The sequence below is a fragment of the Streptomyces sp. SudanB182_2057 genome, from assembly GCF_964272715.1.
In the GTDB taxonomy this organism is placed as follows: Bacteria; Actinomycetota; Actinomycetes; order Streptomycetales; family Streptomycetaceae; genus Streptomyces; species Streptomyces rubradiris.
On record NZ_OZ186798.1, the window covers coordinates 8,105,688 to 8,122,034 of the forward strand.

15 protein-coding genes are annotated in these 16,347 nt (G+C 73.5%); 8 read left to right on the plus strand and 7 right to left on the minus strand.

Features of this window, described 5'->3' with window-relative positions; all coding sequences use genetic code 11:
• Nucleotides 1–460 precede the first annotated feature (460 nt).
• Genes ACSURM_RS36010 through ACSURM_RS36020 form a run of 3 tightly spaced genes read left to right on the plus strand, consistent with a single transcriptional unit; the run spans nucleotide 461 to nucleotide 3,920 of the window.
• Nucleotides 461–1,780, plus strand: a complete 1,320-nt coding sequence (locus ACSURM_RS36010; RefSeq protein ID WP_436960165.1) for a uracil-xanthine permease family protein — start codon at nucleotides 461–463, stop codon at nucleotides 1,778–1,780.
• Nucleotides 1,777–3,213 carry an amidohydrolase family protein gene (locus ACSURM_RS36015; RefSeq protein WP_436960166.1) on the plus strand — a complete coding sequence of 479 codons (1,437 nt, stop codon included), beginning with the start codon at nucleotides 1,777–1,779 and terminating at the stop codon, nucleotides 3,211–3,213. The genes ACSURM_RS36010 and ACSURM_RS36015 overlap by 4 nt, the downstream gene beginning before the upstream one ends.
• Entirely contained in the window at nucleotides 3,210–3,920 is a 711-nt protein-coding gene (locus tag ACSURM_RS36020; RefSeq protein ID WP_436960168.1) for a TSUP family transporter, read from the plus strand. The genes ACSURM_RS36015 and ACSURM_RS36020 overlap by 4 nt, the downstream gene beginning before the upstream one ends.
• 20 nt (nucleotides 3,921–3,940) lie before the next feature.
• Here ACSURM_RS36020 and ACSURM_RS36025 read toward each other — a convergent pair whose 3' ends face one another.
• Complete coding sequence (locus ACSURM_RS36025) at nucleotides 3,941–4,981, minus strand: LacI family DNA-binding transcriptional regulator (RefSeq protein ID WP_436960170.1); 1,041 nt, start codon at nucleotides 4,979–4,981, stop codon at nucleotides 3,941–3,943.
• 139 nt (nucleotides 4,982–5,120) lie between these two features.
• On the opposite strand from ACSURM_RS36025, the gene ACSURM_RS36030 reads away from it, so the two are divergent.
• Nucleotides 5,121–5,717, plus strand: coding sequence for a GNAT family N-acetyltransferase (locus ACSURM_RS36030; RefSeq protein ID WP_436960172.1), 597 nt, complete (start codon nucleotides 5,121–5,123; stop codon nucleotides 5,715–5,717).
• Nucleotides 5,718–5,776: 59 nt separating this feature from the next.
• Here the strand turns inward: ACSURM_RS36030 and ACSURM_RS36035 are convergent, their stop codons facing one another.
• From ACSURM_RS36035 to ACSURM_RS36050, 4 genes are read right to left on the minus strand one after another with little or no spacing between them, the layout of a single operon-like run.
• Nucleotides 5,777–6,058 carry a lasso peptide biosynthesis PqqD family chaperone gene (locus tag ACSURM_RS36035; protein ID WP_436960174.1) on the minus strand — a complete coding sequence of 94 codons (282 nt, stop codon included), beginning with the start codon at nucleotides 6,056–6,058 and terminating at the stop codon, nucleotides 5,777–5,779.
• A complete protein-coding gene (locus tag ACSURM_RS36040) occupies nucleotides 6,055–6,507 on the minus strand; it encodes a lasso peptide biosynthesis B2 protein (protein ID WP_436960176.1) in 453 nt (150 codons plus the stop codon). The genes ACSURM_RS36035 and ACSURM_RS36040 overlap by 4 nt, the downstream gene beginning before the upstream one ends.
• A gap of 21 nt (nucleotides 6,508–6,528) precedes the next feature.
• Nucleotides 6,529–8,361 carry an asparagine synthase-related protein gene (locus ACSURM_RS36045; RefSeq protein ID WP_436960178.1) on the minus strand — a complete coding sequence of 611 codons (1,833 nt, stop codon included), beginning with the start codon at nucleotides 8,359–8,361 and terminating at the stop codon, nucleotides 6,529–6,531.
• Between the two features lie 10 nt (nucleotides 8,362–8,371).
• The gene (locus ACSURM_RS36050; protein ID WP_189990970.1) at nucleotides 8,372–8,497 is read right to left on the minus strand and encodes a lasso RiPP family leader peptide-containing protein; all 126 of its coding nucleotides are present in this window, start codon (nucleotides 8,495–8,497) and stop codon (nucleotides 8,372–8,374) included.
• Between the two features lie 366 nt (nucleotides 8,498–8,863).
• Here ACSURM_RS36050 and ACSURM_RS36055 point away from each other — a divergent pair, with 366 nt between their 5' ends.
• The 3 genes from ACSURM_RS36055 (at nucleotide 8,864) to ACSURM_RS36065 (ending at nucleotide 12,276) form a co-directional block, all read left to right on the plus strand.
• Complete coding sequence (locus ACSURM_RS36055; RefSeq protein ID WP_436960180.1) at nucleotides 8,864–9,637, plus strand: histidine phosphatase family protein; 774 nt, start codon at nucleotides 8,864–8,866, stop codon at nucleotides 9,635–9,637.
• Nucleotides 9,638–9,794: 157 nt separating this feature from the next.
• Entirely contained in the window at nucleotides 9,795–11,210 is a 1,416-nt protein-coding gene (locus ACSURM_RS36060) for an FG-GAP repeat protein (RefSeq protein ID WP_436960182.1), read from the plus strand.
• A gap of 214 nt (nucleotides 11,211–11,424) precedes the next feature.
• Nucleotides 11,425–12,276 (plus strand): DUF5995 family protein, encoded by an 852-nt coding sequence (locus tag ACSURM_RS36065; protein WP_436960184.1) that lies wholly within the window; start codon nucleotides 11,425–11,427, stop codon nucleotides 12,274–12,276.
• A gap of 13 nt (nucleotides 12,277–12,289) precedes the next feature.
• Here the strand turns inward: ACSURM_RS36065 and ACSURM_RS36070 are convergent, their stop codons facing one another.
• Both ACSURM_RS36070 and ACSURM_RS36075 read right to left on the minus strand, forming a co-directional pair.
• On the minus strand, nucleotides 12,290–12,787 hold the full coding sequence (locus ACSURM_RS36070; RefSeq protein ID WP_436960186.1) for an MSMEG_6728 family protein: 498 nt from the start codon (nucleotides 12,785–12,787) through the stop codon (nucleotides 12,290–12,292).
• Nucleotides 12,788–12,908: 121 nt separating this feature from the next.
• Nucleotides 12,909–14,540, minus strand: coding sequence for a flavin-containing monooxygenase (locus ACSURM_RS36075; RefSeq protein ID WP_436960188.1), 1,632 nt, complete (start codon nucleotides 14,538–14,540; stop codon nucleotides 12,909–12,911).
• Between the two features lie 272 nt (nucleotides 14,541–14,812).
• On the opposite strand from ACSURM_RS36075, the gene ACSURM_RS36080 reads away from it, so the two are divergent.
• Complete coding sequence (locus tag ACSURM_RS36080; protein ID WP_436960190.1) at nucleotides 14,813–16,339, plus strand: alpha/beta hydrolase domain-containing protein; 1,527 nt, start codon at nucleotides 14,813–14,815, stop codon at nucleotides 16,337–16,339.
• Nucleotides 16,340–16,347 lie beyond the last annotated feature (8 nt).

A 16,347-nucleotide genomic window follows, 5' to 3' on the forward strand; every position in this document is an offset into this window, starting at 1 on the left:
CGGGTCGGTCGGTGCGGCCACCCTTGACGGCGGATCAGAGGGCTCCCATACTGGCGGCCAAATCGATTTGGCCAAATCGATTTGGCTCTCCGTCCAGGGCCGGATCGCGGCTGAAATCCGAGCGTGCCGTACGCCCGAACGGAGCCCGAACGTGTCCAGTCCCCGCCAGAGCCGCTCCACGGTCGGCCAACCACCCGACTCCGGCCGGACCCCGCCCCCGGACCCGACCCCGCCCCCGACCCCCGTTACGTCCTCCCACCCCGCCCCGCCCGCCACCGATCCCGCCGATGCCCGTCCCGCCGGTGCCCACCCTCCCTCGGCCGCCCGCGCCGACGGCATCGACTCCCCGGTGAGTGACGGCACCGACTCCCCGGCCAGTGACGGTTCCCAGCCCGAGACGCCTCCCTTGGACGACGGGCCCGGGGCTCACCCCTCGGACGATCACCCAGGGCCCCACCCCGTGGACGAGTCACGACCACTGGGCCGGATCCTGCTCTTCGGGATCCAGCACGTCCTGGTCATGGCCGCCACCCCCATCTCGGCGATCTTCCTGATGAGCGCCACCCTCCGGCTCGGCAGCGAGCTGACCGTCGACCTGCTCTCCGCCGCCTTCGTGCTGTCCGGCGTCGGATCGCTGATCCAGTCGCTCGGATCCTGGAAGGTCGGGCCGCGGCTGCCGTTCATGATGCTGCCGGGCGGGGCGCCGCTCATCCTCTTCCTCGCGATCGCCGAACAGCACGGCCTGCCCACCGCCACCGGCTCGGTGATCCTGACGGCGCTGTTCTCCTTCGTCGTCCTGCCGGTCTTCACCCGGCTGCTCAAGTTCTTCCCCGCCCTCGTCATCGGCACCATGATCGTGATCGTCGGGGTCAACCTGGTGAAGGTCGGCGCGGTCCTCGTCACCGGACAACCCGGCACGCCCGGCTTCGCCGACCCCGGAAACCTCGGACTCGGCATGGCGACGATCGGGTTCACCGTCGTCTTCTACCTGCTCTTCACCGGCATCCTGCGTCAGCTCGCCGTGATGCTCGGCCTGCTCGCCGGTACCGCGCTCGCCGCCGTGACCGGCGCGATCGACGCGGGCGGCGCCGGCGGTGGCGAGCTGGTCAGCCTGCCGCAGCCGACGCCCTTCGGCTCACCCGTGTTCCATCTCGTCGCCGCGCTGCCGCTGATGCTCTACAGCCTGGCCTCCATGGCGGAGGCCACCGGCCAGACCGTCATCAACGCCGAGGCCGTCGGCAAGAAGATCGACCGCCGCACCGACGTGCCGAAGACCGTCCGGGGCGACGCCCTCACCTCGCTCCTCGGCGCGTTCTTCGGCCTGCCCCTCATGGTCACCAGCGGGGAGAACATCGGCATCGTCCGCGTCACCGGCGTCCGCAGCCGGTTCGTCACCGCCGCGGCCGGCGTCTTCCTCGTCGTCATCGGCTTCCTCGCCCCCGTCACCCGCGCGATCAGCGTGATCCCGTCCGCGGTCGTGGGCGGCACCGCCATGGTCGTCTTCGCCGTCATCACCGTGCTCGGCATCCAGACGCTCGGCCGCTCCGACCTCGACCGGCACACCAGCACTTTCATCTGCGCGGTCGCCCTGGCGCTGGGACTGCTGCCGATCCTCGTGCCCGGTGTGTACGGCCACTTCCCGCCGAGCGTCCGCATCCTCCTGGAGAGCGGCGTCGCCGTCGGCGCGATCGTCGCCGCGGTCCTCAACATCCTCTTCCACCACATCAGGCCGGGCATCGCCGCCCGCCTGACCGTCGTACGCACAGAAGGCGACCGATGAACCAGCCCGAGCGCGAACTCCTCACCGCCCCCGGCCCGCTCCTCCTCGTACCGGACGTGGTACTGCTGCCCGAAGGCCCCGTCGACGGCCTTGCAGTCGTGATCGACGACGGCCGCTTCGAGGCCGTCGGACCGGCGGACGAACTGGAGCGCACCCATCCGCGGTCGCGGGCCGTGCGACTGCCCGGCCGCCTCCTGATGCCCGGCTTCGTCGACGCCCACCACCACCTCACCCAGAGCTTCGGCGCCGCGCTCGCCTTCGGGGAACCCTCGGAGATCTTCCGCCGGGTGTGGGTGCCGCTCGAGGGCGCGCTGGACGAGGAATCGGCCTACACCGCGGCCAAGCTGGCCGCCCTCGAAGCACTGCGCGGGGGCTTCACCACCGTCGCCGACGCCGGCACCCGCGCCGGTGTGGACGTCGAGGTGGTCGCGGCGGCCGCGCGGGACGCCGGGATCCGCTGCGTACTGGGACTCGTCTGCAACGACGCGGACGACGCGAACAGCGGCACCGGCGGTGCCACGGCGGCCGACCCGGCCGTGCTGCGCGGCGCGGAGCGGCACCTCGCCCGATACGCCGGCGACCCGCTCGTCCACGCATCCCTCGCCATCTCCATCCCCGAGGCGGCCACCGAACGCACCCTGCGCGGCACCGCCCGCCTGGCCGCCGAGTCCGGCGCCGTCGTACAGATCCACGTGAACGAGCACCTGGCCGGCGTGGAGCGCTCACTGGTACGGCACGGACTGCGGCCCCTGGAACACCTGCACCGCATCGGCGCGCTCGGCCCCCAGCTGCTCGCCGCGCACGCCGCGCTCCTCACACCGCATGAACTCACCCTCCTCGCCGACACGGGAGCCGCCGTCAGCTACAACCCCGTCGCCAGCGCCTGGAAGGGCAACGCGGTGGCGCCCGCGACCGCCATGGCCGAGCGCGGCATCCGCTTCGGCCTCGGCACCGACGGCACCCGCGGCGACGGCTTCCGGCTCGCGGAGGCCGCCGAGTTCGCCCAGCGGCTGGCGTACGGGCTGACCACCGGCGACTCCTCCTGCGGCGCCGGCTGGACATGGCTGGAGACCGCCACCCGGGGCGGTGCCGACGCCGTCGGCCTCGGTGCCCGCACCGGCACCATCGCCGAGGGCCTGGCGGCGGACTTCCTCCTCGTCGACATCGGCACCCCCGAGCTGGCCCTCTCCTGGGACCTGCCCTGGGAGCTGGTGCGGCGCGGCAACCGGGACCAGATCACGGCCGTCTTCGTCGCCGGGCGCCTGCGCATGTGGCACGGCCGGCCGGCCGACTGGGACGGGGCCGCGCTGGTGCGGCGCGCCGCCGAACTGGCCCGTGCCACCGTCGGCAAGGCGGACATCACCCGGGCCCACCGCACCTCCACCGAGGCACGGGCACTGCACCGGTCGCGGGAGCGGGTGACGGCGCGGTGACGGTACAGACACTGACGGTCCTCGCCCTCACGGTGGCCGTGGCCGCGTTCGTCCAGGGCAGCAGCGGGCTCGGCTTCGCGCTGATCGTCGCGCCGGTGGCCGGGATGCTCGATCCCCACCTGGTCCCGGTCTTCGTCCTGGCGTCGATGATCCCGCTCAACCTGTACGTCGCCTGGCGCGAGAGGGCATCGCTCGATCTGCGCGGCGCGGGCTGGATCACCGGGGCGAGACTCGCCGCCACCCCGGCCGGGCTGGCGGTGCTCTGGATGATCCCGGAACGCGGCCTCGGGGTGTTCGTGGGCGTCTCCACCGTGCTCGCGGCCGTCGTGAGCCTCGCCGCGCCCGCGTTCACACCCGGCCGGGCCGCCTACGTCGGAGCGGGCGCGGTGACCGGACTGACGGAGACCGCGACCGGTGTCGGCGGACCTCCGCTCGCGCTGGTCTACCAGCACCGGCCACCGGCCGAACTGCGCTCCACCGTCGCCGCGTGCTTCCTCGTCGGCGAAGTGGCCTCCCTGGCGCTGCTGTTCGGGACCGGGAAGGCCCAGGCGACGGAGCTCGGCCAGGCCGCCCTCCTGCTGCCGGCGATCGCCGCCGGAGCGTGGCTCAGCCGGCTGGTGCACCACCGGCTCGACGCGCGCAGGATGCGCCTGTTCGTCCTGGTCTTCGCGCTGGTCTCCGGGCTCGCCCTGATGCTCGGCTTCTGACGGTCCGGAGGGGGCCGGGTTCAGGTCCGGGCGGCCCGGACGGACGACGCCCGGGCGATCACCCGCGGCTCGGGGGACACCGCCACCGACGGTACGGCGGTGTCCCCGCGCAGCCGCCCCAGCAGCAGCTCCACCGCGTCGGACGCCGCCCGGTCCAGGTGCAGATCGACCGCTGTCAGCGGCGGTTCGCAGGTACGGGCACGCAGGCCGTCGTAGCGGGTGACCACCATGACGTCGTCCGGTACGGACCGCCCGCTGTCCCGGACCGCCCGGACCGCGCCCACCGCGAAGGCGTCCACCAGCGCGCAGACCGCGTCGATGCCGGGGTGCTCGGCGAGCAGGGCGGCGCACCGCTCGTACCCCGCCCGCTCACCGCCGGACTCGGGGACCCTCGCCACGATCGGTGTCCAGCCGTACTCCTCGGCGAGCCGCTTGTACGCGGCGATCGCGTCCACGGACGAGTGCCGCGCACCGGCGCCCACCAGCAGCGCCGGCCGGCCGGCACCCTGCTCGCGCAGGTGCCGCAGCAGCAGCTCCGCGACCAGCCGGCCGCGCAGATCGACGTACGGGGTGTCCTCCTCGGGCGACACCGGCCGGCCGAGCGCCACGTACGGCAGCCCGCGCTCACGCAGTTGGGCCGCCGCCGCGTCCTCGACGTCCGGCTCGACCACGATGGCCCCGTCGATGTCGACGGAGTACAGCGCCGAGCCCGACTGCACGGGCGGTACGAGCACGAGCGCGTAGTCGTGCAGCAGGGCGCGCTCCGCCGCGGCCGCCGCGACCTCCATGTAGAACCCGAGCCGGGACGGCCCGCCCGCCACCGCGAACGGCATCGAGGAGGCGAGCGCGATCACCTTCGCCTGCCCGCGCCGCAGCCGCTGCGCCCGCAGATTGGGCCGGTAACCGAGCTCGGTCGCGACCTGCCGGATACGCTCCCGCGTCCGGGGATCGACCTTGCCGCGCCCATTGAGGGCGTGGGACACGGTCGTACGCGAAACCCCGGCCACCCGCGCGACATCCGCGATCGTCGTCGGCTTCGGACCGGGTGCGGAGACAGCCATCTGCGCGGACACTCCTAGCTGACGAGAACGATTACCCGCCCATCTTCCCCGACTGACCCGCCCATCTTCCCCGACTGCTGCCGCACAGCGATCCCCGGAGGGCCGCTGAGCGTCCGGTCCCGGGTGGCATGATGCCCCGATGATCTCTTCGACACCTGCCGTAGTGCCCGCAGGCCGGATGAGCCGGAGCGGTCAGCCCGTGTTCCGGCTCACGGGGGACGTGGAACTGCGCCCGTGGCGACAAGACGATGCCCAGGCCCTCGTGGACGCCAGTCTCGACCCGGATGTCCAGCAGTGGAGCCGTCCGGGGCGTGACGTCTCCCTTCAGGACGCCCGAGCCAGGATCGCCCGCTGGCACGAGCGATGGACGTCCGAGCAGGCGGCGATCTGGGCCGTCGCGCGCCCCGGCGAGCGCCCCATGGGGCTGATCGGTTGGGGGGACATCGATCTCAGGGGCGGGAGCGCCGAGATCCTGTACTGGCTGCTGCCGGCCGGCCGTGGCGGCGGTGTCATGACCGACGCGGCCGTCCGTCTCAGCCGGTGGGCCGTGGACGACCTGGGCTTGCACCGGCTGCGCCTCACCCATTCCGTGGCCAACCCGGCGTCCTGCCGGGTGGCGACGAGGGCCGGCTTCGCCTTGGAGGGCACTATGCGTCGTGCCCTCCTGCACGCGGACGGGTGGCACGACGAACACCTTCACGCCCGCGTACGAGGCGACAAGTGGCCCGGTGAATGAGCCCAGTCGGTCTTGGCGGGTTCGGGTTCGTGTCCTGGTATCGGTGGTCCGAGGCGTCGCTATCCGGTGGTCCGGTAGTCGGGGTCCAGGAGGCCGGCGGAGTGGAGCCGGTCGAGGAAGGCGTGGATGTCGGATTCGGCCTGTTCGCGTGCGATGCCGTAGCGGGAGACCAGATGCTCGGCGGTCGTGCGTGGGTCCGAACCCCGGGCGAGGTGTTCCAGGATCGCCGCCGCGGTGGTGTTCAGCTGCCAGTACCGTCCGCGGCGCTCGTCCAGCAGGACCAGCCCGTCGTCGGTCGCGACGGTCGTCACGTGGGGGCGCAGTCGCGCTCTCCGGGTCATGGGCGGACTTCCCCTGACCGGGAGTGGCTCTCGACGGTGATCAGTGGCCGCCACAGGGTGGTGTCGGTGCTCTCCCCGACCGCGGTCCCTTCCGCCTCCACCCAGGCGTGCGCACGGAAGGGCATCGTACGGACCCCCACCCGCCACGTCGGCCACGTGCCCCGCACACGGCACAGCAGGGCGATGGCCACGGACCGCTGGAGACAGCCGTCACCGGCGCACATGACGCTCACCCTGAGCACCGCCGCCCGCGCCGCCGCGGCCTCCTCGTAGGTCGCCGGTCTCGCTCCCTCGGCCACACGGGTCAGCACGCGCCGCACGTCGTAGGGCGGCCGGCGCGTCAGGAGGCGTGCCGCGCCGACGGCCAGCACCGCGCACAGATGCCGTCCCGGAGTCAGGGGCCGCTGATCGCCGGGCCGCGCCAGCGCCGCACCTCTCGCTTTCCTCACCGTGTTCCTCCGGTAGGTGTGTCAGGGGTCCATCCCGCCGGTCACGGCGCCGCGAGGCGTGGGCGGGACGCGGCCGCGCAGCCAGGATTCGCAGTTCAGCGTCAGGATGAGGGCAGCCGGCAGGGGACCTGGCCGCTGCGGGGCCAGGCACGCCTGCCGCAGTTCCCCCGCGTCGATCAGCCCCAGCCGGGCCAGCCGCGAGTCGTCGCACAGCGCCGCGAGCCTCCGTCGCTGACTGCGCAGGCCGGTGTGGACGTCCTCGGCCATGTCGTTCTTCGTGGAACGCCGGAGCATTCCGGGGGGCACGGTCCGGGCCAGGGCTTCCCGCAGGAGCGGTTTGAACTCCCAGGGACTGGACCGTTCCTCGGGGCGGGTCGCCAGGCAGATCTCCACCACGCGGTCGTCGAGGAAGGGCGTGGCGGTCTGCACACCCGCCTCGCCCGTCACCTGGCCGACCAGCCGGGCGATCCGGCCGGACGTCCTGATGTTCTCCAGGGCCAGGTGCTGGGTACGGGTCCCGGCCAGCGGCCGGGCATGGCGGGCCGCGTCGGTCAGGGCGTCCGCGACCGCCTGCGCGGCCCGCGCGGTGATCCACGGGGGCAGCCGCAGGGCCTGGTGCCAAAGGGGCGGGGGAACGCGCCACTGGCCGGGCATCGGCGAGCGCAGGTGCCGGGCGCTGTGCGCCAGCCACGCCCCGTACGGGCGGCGGTCGCTGACCATCTGCCAGGTCTGCCGCACCGACCACCGCCGCAACCCCCGCTGTCCGTAGAGGTGGTTGAGGGCCGTCAAGGGGTGCCGCCGGATCAGCGTGTGCACGTACGACGGCGGCGCCGTCAGGACCTCGTCCCCGCCGTGGCCGGTCAGGTGCAGCCGGGATCCGGCCGACCGGGCGAGGCGCGCCAGTTCCAGGAAGCGCGCGCTCTGCAGGCCCTGGAAGGGCTCGTCGTGGCGGGGGCGGGTGTCGAAGAGGCCGGCCAGGGCATGGGGCAGTCCGTCCACGCTGATCAGCCTGTGGTCGGCTCCCGGCATGTGACCGGCGGCCCGTACCGCCGCTCCCGTGTCGTCGTCCTCACTGGTGAGACCCGTGAGGGTGAGAGCGACGAGCCGGGCCGCCCGCTGCCACGCGAGATAGGCGACCGGGGTCGAGTCGAGTCCGCCGGACAGGTCGCAGCTGACGACCGCGCCCGTCTCGACACGGGCGTGTACGGCGGTGGAGAGAGCCTCACGCAGCAGGACGGCGGCCTGCGCCCGGGTCAGCTCGGGGTGGGGCGGGCTCCATCGCCGCCCGGTGCGTGTCCCGCCGTCCGGGGGCAGTTCGAGGAAGTGGTCCCCGGGCAGCGACCGGACACCTCGCCACACGGTCGTCTCCGACAGCGGGTGCGGCACGCCGGGGAGGAGCAGCCGCAGGGCCAGCGCGGTTTCGTCCAGTGCGGTGGCGCCGGCGGCCAGGAGGTCCGCGCGGTTCGACGCCAGCGGCCCCGCGCCGTGGAACAGCCGCCGGGTGTGGGCCAACGTGCCCCAGGCGCGGACCGTTCCGCCGGACGAGACGACGACATGATGGCTGCCGGGGAGCCCCGACGCGGCTCTGTACAGGTCCGTCGGCGTCCGTGAGCCGGCCAGGCGGCTCTCCAGCAGCCGCCGGTCCACCGGGCAGCAGCCCAGCACCGCGACGGTTCCCTCGGGGGTGCGGCTCACCAGGAGCCGGTCGCCGTGGAGTCGGCCGACGATCAGCGGGCGTCCCGACGGATGCGTGGCCAGGACCTCGGCGCCCGGGGCGGCGGGGGCGCGGACGCCGTCGCGGTCGGGAACGACGACGAACTCGCCCTCGCCGCCCGGCTCGTGCGTGTCCGGCACGGCCAGGGCCTCAGTCCCACAGCCAGATGGTGTCCCAGGTCTGGGAACCGATGCCGTTCGTCAGCTCGGCGAACTCCCCGAGTTCCACCATCATCGGGGACTCGTACTCCTCGACCGTCACTTCCGGGTTGTCCATCTCGTTCCTCCTTCCAGCGGCTCACGGAAAGCCGCCACGGGGGCCTGGTGCGGCCTGGTGCCATGAAGGGCGAGGACAATGCTTCCGCATGAACAGGCGGAGCAGCACCGGAATGGGACTACCTTCCGTATCCAGTCAGCTCCGTTCTGTATATAGATCGCGAGTGCGAGATCGGTGGCCGCCCGGTGCCGAAGCACCTTCCGTGACGGGTGACGTACGTCTGGGAGCCCTCCGTTCAGCGGCTCGGCGAAGAAGCACGCCGTCCGCGACCGGCGTAGCGTACGTCGAGCGGCCGCCCCGCCGACGGGCCCGGCCATTCCGGCAGAACGGCAGTGATCGCACCGAGACGACCAGCAGGAGGCCGGTATGTCCCCGGCACATCCCGACCCGGCCGGCGACACCGGCACCGGTCTGGCGCCGCCATGTGCCCTGGGCGCGGTGTGGGCCGTACGGCACGGGCAGAGCACGGCCAACCGAGCCTTCGCCCTGGCGGAGCGGTCCGGGGCCACTGTGTCGCCGGTGCCCGGACGCGACCGCGATGTCCCGCTGTCCCCGCTGGGCCTCGCGCAGGCCCACGCCCTGGGCGACTGGCTGGCCCGCCAACCGCCCGCCACCGGGCCGGATTTGGTGGTCTGCTCGCCCTTCACCAGGGCGCGGCAGACCTGGCAGGCGATGGCGGACCGCGCTCGACCGGGCGGAGCGGCGCCGCTCCCGGTGCTGGTCGACGAGCGGCTGCGGGACCGGGAGATGGGCGTCTTCGAGCTGCATCCCCCCGCCGCGCTGCGGGCCCGCGCGCCCGAGGAGGCCGCCCGCCGTGAACGTCTCGGCGAGTGGTGGTACCGGCCGCCCGGCGGCGAGTCGCTGACCGATGTGGCCGTGCGCGTGGGCCAGTTCGTCGGCGACCTCCAGCGTGCGGCACCCTCGCGGAGGGTCCTCGTCGTGGCGCACGACGCCGTGGTCCTCGCCCTGCGCCACGTGCTCGCGGGCGTCGGCGCACCCGCGCCGGACCGGCTGCCTCCCGTCCCGAACGCCTCGGTGTCGTCCTGGCACGGCGACGGACAGCGCCTGCGCCCCGCGTCCTGGGGCGACACCGCCCACCTGACCGGCCTCGACTCCCCGGACGACAGCGCCCGAGCGTGAGCGCCGCCCATGGCAACGCGCCGGGAGGGACGCGCTGCGGTCCGTCCGAGCGCGGCGACTCCGGCCGGGGGCCACCGTGGGAGCCGCGCCGGGTGCCCCCTACGATGCCCTGATCGCGGCGCGCGCCAGGTGCGCCGTGGGGGAGGGGATCCGGAACATGGTGAACAGACACGGCCGGCGCGGCGGTTGGAGATCGGGGGCGCTCCTGATCGCCGCCGTCATGGGCGCTCCGCTGCTGTCGGCCGCACCCGCGGCAGCGCACGGGGCGGTGCCCGGCGATTTCAACGGCGATGGCTACCGCGACGCCGTGCTGCCCGCGCCCGGGGCGAACGTCGCCGGCAAGACGGGAGCCGGCGCCTTGGTCGTGCTCTACGGGTCGAAGACGGGGCTGTCGACGTCCCGGCGGGCGACCATCACGCAGAACACCGCGGGGGTGCCGGGCGCGGCGGAGACGGACGACGGATTCGGTGCTGCCACCGCGACGGCCGACCTGAACCGGGACGGCTTCGCGGACCTGGTGGTCTCCACCCCGTACGAGGACACCCCGAGGGGCAGGGACGCCGGCATGGTGACGGTCCTGTGGGGCGGCAAGAAGGGGCTGACCTCCGGCACCGACCTGCCGGCGGCCACCGCGGGCAGCTATTACGGCCTCGACGTGGCCGCGCTGAGCACCGGCCCCGGTGTGAAGACAGAGGTGCTCGTCGCCGGGTACGAGGGGGCGATGGTCTTCCAGGGCCCGTTCAGTCGCAACGGCACCTACGGCCGGGCCTTGGAACACCGGGAGACCGCCAGCGTCGGAAGTGTCGCGTTGGGCGATTTCAACGGAGGGGGCCACCCCGAGGAAGTGGCCGTCACCATCCGGGAAAGCGGACTGAGCGGCGGCGCGGTGTACATCGGCCCCGTCTTCGAGGGCGCCCAGCAGAAGGGCAACGGCCTGATCCCGGCCACCGGCGACGTCAACGGCGACGGATACGCCGATCTCGTCGTCGGAGACCCGGACGAGCCGGACAGGGCCGGAGCCGACGGCGCGCTCGGCGGCCGGGTGCTGCTGTGGTACGGCTCGGCGCACGGCATCGCCCGGGACGCCAAACCCGTGCAGCTGACCCAGGACACCCCCGGTGTCCCCGGTGCCGGCGAGAAGGAGGACAGCTTCGGCCGCGCCCTCTCGGTGGCCGATCTGAACCACGACGGGCTGGCGGACATCGTGGTCGGCGCGCCTCTGGAGGACACGGGCAGGAGAAACGCCGGGCAGGTGACGGTGATCCCCGGCCGCCGGACCGGGGCCCTGGGCGGTGGCGCCTACGCCTTCACCCAGAACACCGCGGACATCCCTGACACCGACGAGAGCGAGGACGCGTTCGGCAGCACCGTGGCCGTCGGGGACATCAACAAGGACGGCAAGCCCGAACTCTTCGTCAGCGCGGCCGAGGAGAACTTCTCCACCGGCGCGGTCTGGGTCCTGCCCGGCGGCACCGGCGGTCCCACCGCCAAGGGCAGCCGGGTGATCACCGCGGCGTCCGTCGGCTTCGCGCAGAAGGAGAACACCCGCCTCGGCGGCTGGCTCCTCGGGTGATCCGACCGGGCGCGTGCACAGCGGCGGTCCCGCACCGGCCACCGGCGGCCCCGGTTCCGCGGCGCACCAGGCCCGAAGGGGCCGTCCGTTCCCCGGCGCACCGGCCGTAACCTCCCGGTCCTCGGTCTCGTTCCAGCAGGCGACACATCTGCCGCCGGGGAGTACGGGGGAGGGACGAGCCATGGGCCGTCGGCCGCGCGGAGTCCGTATGTGGATGGCCGCCGCCATGGCGGCCGTCATCGTCCTGAGCGGCGGCACCGCCACCGCCGCCACACCGGCCCCGGTCACGGCCGGGCCCCTGGTCTGCCAGGGGCCGGTCATCGGATGCGTGCGGGACGCGCGCCGCACCCTCGAGGGGATCCGGGACCGGCTGGGCTGCGACCACCGCGCCCCCTTCCCCGCCATCTACGTCCACCTGGAGCGCTCGCTGGAGACGGCGGTCGCCCACGGCGAACCCTTCGACGAGCCGTCCTGGCTCGCCGGCAGCCTCAACACCGGCTTCGTCAACCTGTACCTCGACGCCTATGAGGCCGACCGCGCGGGACGCCCCGTACCGGCCGCCTGGCACGCGGCGTTCGCGGCGGCGCGCACCGCCGATGTCAACGCCGGGCAGGACGTGCTCCTGGGAGCCAACGCGCACATTCAGCGCGACATGCCGTACGTCCTCGCCGCCCTCGGACTCACCCGCCCCCAAGGCGGCACGCGCAAGCCCGATTACGACCGCTTCCAGACGGTCCTGGACCGCGCCTACGGCCCTGCCGTACGGGACGTCGCCGACCGCTACGACCTGATCGTCGCCCTCGCCGACGACCGCTGGAACCCCATCGCCGGCCTCACCGCCGGGCAGCTGTTCCGGTCCTGGCGTGCCCAGGCGTGGGAGCACGCCCGGCAGCTCGTCGACGCGCCCGACCAGGCAGCCCGTGACCGTGTCGTCCGCAGGATCGAGACGAACGCCGCGGACTGGGCGCGACTGCTGGGTGCCGTCCGCTTCCCCGGCTACCGGACGGTCCGCGACGACTACTGCCTCACGCACAACAGTCGCAGGCTCGCGCCGACGCGTCCGTAGCGAACCGAGGCGCCTACGGGCCCGGCGGGAGGCCGGCCGGTCCGCCGGCCTCGCGGTCCGAGGACGGCCATACGTAGGGCAGGTCGTCCGGGACGCCCGGGAACAGGTCCGCGTAGGTCTCCGGGTCCTTGCGGACGAGCGCGGACTGGTGGCTGCGGTGGAAGGCGGCGTCGCCGAGCCACGGCGGCAGTTCCCCCGCGCGGGCGAGCGCGGCCTGGTCGCGCACGTGAGCGCCGGGGTGGGCTCCGGCGTAGTCGGCGACCAGTGACGCGGCGCAGCTGTCCTGGTGTCCCTGTTCCCGCCACACCCGGCAGATCTCCAGCCCGTAGCGGACCAGGGCCTCGTCGTAGCCGTGCCACATCCGCACGGCCGGGTGCCTGCGCCAGCCGTAGCCGGGCACGGTCAGCCCGCGCAGGACCTGGAGCGCCTCGACCCGCTGCTTGCCCAGGCGGCGGCGGTCCAGGAGCAGGGCGGAGCGGCGGAAGTCGGAGTCGGGCAGGAACGTCTGCATGGTGCTCCCTGGATGCCATGGCCGGTGCCGTGTACCCGTCCTCCTTCCCGCTCCGCCGCGCCGACGGGTGCGTCGTCGGCCGAACGGGTCAGGCGCGCCGCCGCCCCGGCGTCCGGTGCCCTCAGGGACGGGAAGAAAGAGCGAAGCCGGTGTAGCCGTTGCGGGCCACGGTGTCGCACTCCTCCCGGTACCGGTCCAGACCGCCCGCGTAGGCGAGGAACACACGGGGTTTGCCCGGGACGTTCGCTCCCGTGTACCAGGAGTCCACCGCCGGGTAGAGCGTACGGGCGGCGACCTCGGCCACGTGGGCGCCCCAGCCGGCCTCCGCGTCCGGGAGGGCGTCGATCTCCGTGACGCCGTTCCGCCGCAGGTGCCCGATGCAGTCGGTGATCCACTCGACCTGCTGTTCCAGGGACACCGCGATGTTGGTGAGCACGGACGGGCTGAGCGGCCCCAGGACGCTGAAGAGGTTGGGGAAGCCGGCCGAGACGAGCCCCAGGTAGCTCCGGGGGCCCTCCGCCCACCTGTCCCGGAGGGAAGCGCCGCCCTTGCCCACGATGTCGATGGCGAGCTGGGAGCCGGTCAGGGCGTCGAAGCCGGTGGCGAAGACGATCATGTCGAGGTCGTGCTCCCCGGCCGAGGTCCGGATGCCCCGGGGCGTGATCGTCTCGATCGGGGTCGTGCGCAGGTCGACCAGCGACACGTGCGGCCGGTTGTAGGCGGCGTAGTAACCGGTGCCCAGACAGGGGCGCTTGGTCGCGAACGGGTACGTGCGCGGCGAGAGCAGTTCGGCCGTCGCGGGGTCGGTGACGATCGACCGGATCTTGGAGCGGACGAACTCCGCCACGGTCTCGTTGGCCTTCTCGTCGGTCAGGATGTCGGTGTACGTGCGCAGCAGCCCGTTCAGGAAGCCCTCGCCCCAGGCGGCTTCGTAGGCGGCCGTGCGCTCCGTCTCGTCCGCCTCCAGGGCCGACCGGGTCGGCGGCTCGAAGACGGTCCCGCCCCGGGACAGCCGCTGGGCGCGCCGGAACTCGGGGTAGCCGGCCTTGAACCGGGCGGTCTCCGCGGACGGCAGCGGGCGGTTGTGCGCGGGCAGCACGTAGGCCGGGGTGCGCTGGAAGACGGTGAGGGAGGCCGCCTCGTCGGCGATGACGGGGATGGCCTGGACGCCCGAGCATCCGGTCCCGATCACGGCTACCCGCTTGCCGGCGAAGGAGACGTCCTCGCGCGGCCAGCGGGCGGTGTGGTGGATGGCGCCGGTGAAGCTGTCGGCGCCGGGTATCCCGGGATCCTTGGGGACCGACATGCAGCCGGTGGCGAGGATGACGAACCGGGCGGTGACGGTCCGTCCGGTGTCCGTGGAGAGCCGCCACAGATGACTGTCCTCGTCGTACACGGCGCGGGTGACCCGGGTGCGCAGGACGACGTCCCGGCGCAGGCCGAACCGGTCGGCGACGTGGTGGATGTACCGCAGGATCTCCGGCTGGGAGGCGTAACGCTCGCTCCACTCCCACTCCTGGTCCAGTTCCGGGGAGAAGGAATAGGAGTAGGACAGGCTCTCTATGTCGCAGCGGGCCCCGGGATACCGGTTCCAGTACCAGGTGCCGCCGACGTCGTCACCGGCTTCCAGGACCACCGCCGTGAGACCGAGCTGCCGCAGCCGGTGGAGCTGGTAGAGGCCGGAAAGGCCGGCGCCTACGACGACGGCGTCGACCGTGTGCGCCGCGACCGGCGGGCCGGGGTGGGTAACCATCGGGTCTCCTGTTCTTCCGGATCGCCTCGCGGCTCACCTTGTCGTCCGGCACCAGGTCCACGAGGGTCCGCGCCGCCTCCGCCGAAGCCTAGAAGGCAAAGAGATGGTCAATCAATGGTCAAGCGGGGCGCGGCGGTTGCGGATGCCCGGCGTCCGGCGCCGACGCACCGCCCTTGGAGCACCGGTGGATTCACCGATGGCAGCCCGCCGCCGTTCCCCGACACTGCGGATTCAGCCCATTGGGACCCGCACCCACGGAGGAAACCGTGCGCATGCCCGCTCGATCATCCCGGCGGTCCGTCACCGCCACCGTGCTCGGGACGCTGCTGTGCGGCGGCGTTCTCGGCACTCCCGCGGCCACCCCGGCCGCGGCCTCCGCCGCCGGGGCCGCGAGCCCCACGGTCACCGTCCCGCCCGCCGGCGGCCACGGCTTCCCGTTCCTCGCCGCGGCGGAGGACCTCGGCTCCTTCGGCTACACCGAGAGCGAGTACTTCATCTCGGGCACCGCCACGTCGTACGCCAAGTCCGGCCTGTGGACCTCGGACGGCCGGTGGGACGTCCGCGCGTCCGGTACCGCCCCCTACCGAAGCCGTCTGCTGGTGCGCCGCCCCGCCGACCCGGCCGAGTTCAACGGCACGGTGGTCGTGGAGTGGCTCAACGTCAGTGGACAGCTCGATCTCTCCCCGGACTACTGGTTCCAGCGGGACGAACTGCTGCGCCAGGGCTACGCCTGGGTCGGCGTCTCGGCGCAGGCCGTCGGCGTCAACGGCGGGCTGGGCGAGATCAAGGGCCTGAAGGGCTGGGACCCGGCGCGGTACGGCAGCCTGGTCCATCCCGGAGACGCCTACGCCTACGACATCTTCTCCCAGGCGGGCCAGGCGCTGCGCGCCCCGAACGGGCCCGACCCGCTCGGCGGGCTCCCGGTCCGGACGCTGCTCGCCGACGGCGAGTCGCAGTCGGCGGGCTTCATGACGACGTACGTCAACGCCGTCCAGCCGGTGTCCAGGGTCTACGACGGCTTCATGGTGCACAGCAACAGCGCGATCGCCGCGCCGATCAGCGGCGAGCTCGCCGACACCCTGCGGATGCCGAACCCGTCCCGGATCAGGACCGATCTGCCGGTGCCCACCTTCGTCGTGCTCACCGAGACCGACGTGCCGGGCGCCGCCGCCGCACGGCAACCGGACACCGACAGCGTCGTGCGCTGGGAACTGGCCGGCACCGCGCACGGCGACCAGTGGGCCTACGACACGGGCGAGCCCACCGTGCGCAAGTCGGCGGGCCAGGCCGCGCCGTCGGCCGACTGCGCCCCCGGTTCGGCCCCCTTCAACGACGGGCCCGGCCACTGGGCGATGAACGCGGCGCTGCGCCACCTGGCCGACTGGGCGCGGGGCGGTGCGCGGCCGCCGAGCGGTCAGCCGCTGAGCACCCTCCTGCGCGACCCGGCCACCGGCCTGGCCACCGGCGGCGTCCGGCTGCCGGACGTCACGGTGCCCACCCGTACTCTCACCGGTGCGCGCGACACCACCGGCAGCGGTGTCTTCTGCGGCCTGTACGGGGCCCGTGACCCGTGGAACGGCGACGCCGACGTTTGGGACCGGCACGACGACGGCGACCCGTCCGACCCGAACTTCCCGCCCACCGCCGAACCGGTGCTCAGCCGGCTCTACCCGACCCACGCCGACTACGTGGACAAGGTGCGCACGGCCGCGCGGGCGTCCGTCGACGCCGGCTATCTGCTGCCGGAGGACGCGGCGGCGATCGTGGCCGCCGCGCAGGACTCCGGCATCGGCGGCTGACCCGGCAG

Excerpts from the sequence above, each read along its gene's own strand:
- ACSURM_RS36070 (WP_436960186.1), bottom strand. The coding sequence starts at position 12,787 with ATGCAGACGTTCCTGCCCGACTCCGACTTCCGCCGCTCCGCCCTGCTC.
- ACSURM_RS36055 (WP_436960180.1), top strand. The coding sequence starts at position 8,864 with ATGTCCCCGGCACATCCCGACCCGGCCGGCGACACCGGCACCGGTCTG.
- ACSURM_RS36080 (WP_436960190.1), top strand. The coding sequence starts at position 14,813 with ATGCCCGCTCGATCATCCCGGCGGTCCGTCACCGCCACCGTGCTCGGG.
- ACSURM_RS36075 (WP_436960188.1), bottom strand. The coding sequence starts at position 14,540 with ATGGTTACCCACCCCGGCCCGCCGGTCGCGGCGCACACGGTCGACGCC.
- ACSURM_RS36025 (WP_436960170.1), bottom strand. The coding sequence starts at position 4,981 with ATGGCTGTCTCCGCACCCGGTCCGAAGCCGACGACGATCGCGGATGTC.
- ACSURM_RS36060 (WP_436960182.1), top strand. The coding sequence starts at position 9,795 with ATGGTGAACAGACACGGCCGGCGCGGCGGTTGGAGATCGGGGGCGCTC.
- ACSURM_RS36015 (WP_436960166.1), top strand. The coding sequence starts at position 1,777 with ATGAACCAGCCCGAGCGCGAACTCCTCACCGCCCCCGGCCCGCTCCTC.
- ACSURM_RS36030 (WP_436960172.1), top strand. The coding sequence starts at position 5,121 with ATGATCTCTTCGACACCTGCCGTAGTGCCCGCAGGCCGGATGAGCCGG.
- ACSURM_RS36065 (WP_436960184.1), top strand. The coding sequence starts at position 11,425 with ATGGCCGCCGCCATGGCGGCCGTCATCGTCCTGAGCGGCGGCACCGCC.
- ACSURM_RS36035 (WP_436960174.1), bottom strand. The coding sequence starts at position 6,058 with ATGACCCGGAGAGCGCGACTGCGCCCCCACGTGACGACCGTCGCGACC.
- ACSURM_RS36050 (WP_189990970.1), bottom strand. The coding sequence starts at position 8,497 with ATGGACAACCCGGAAGTGACGGTCGAGGAGTACGAGTCCCCGATGATG.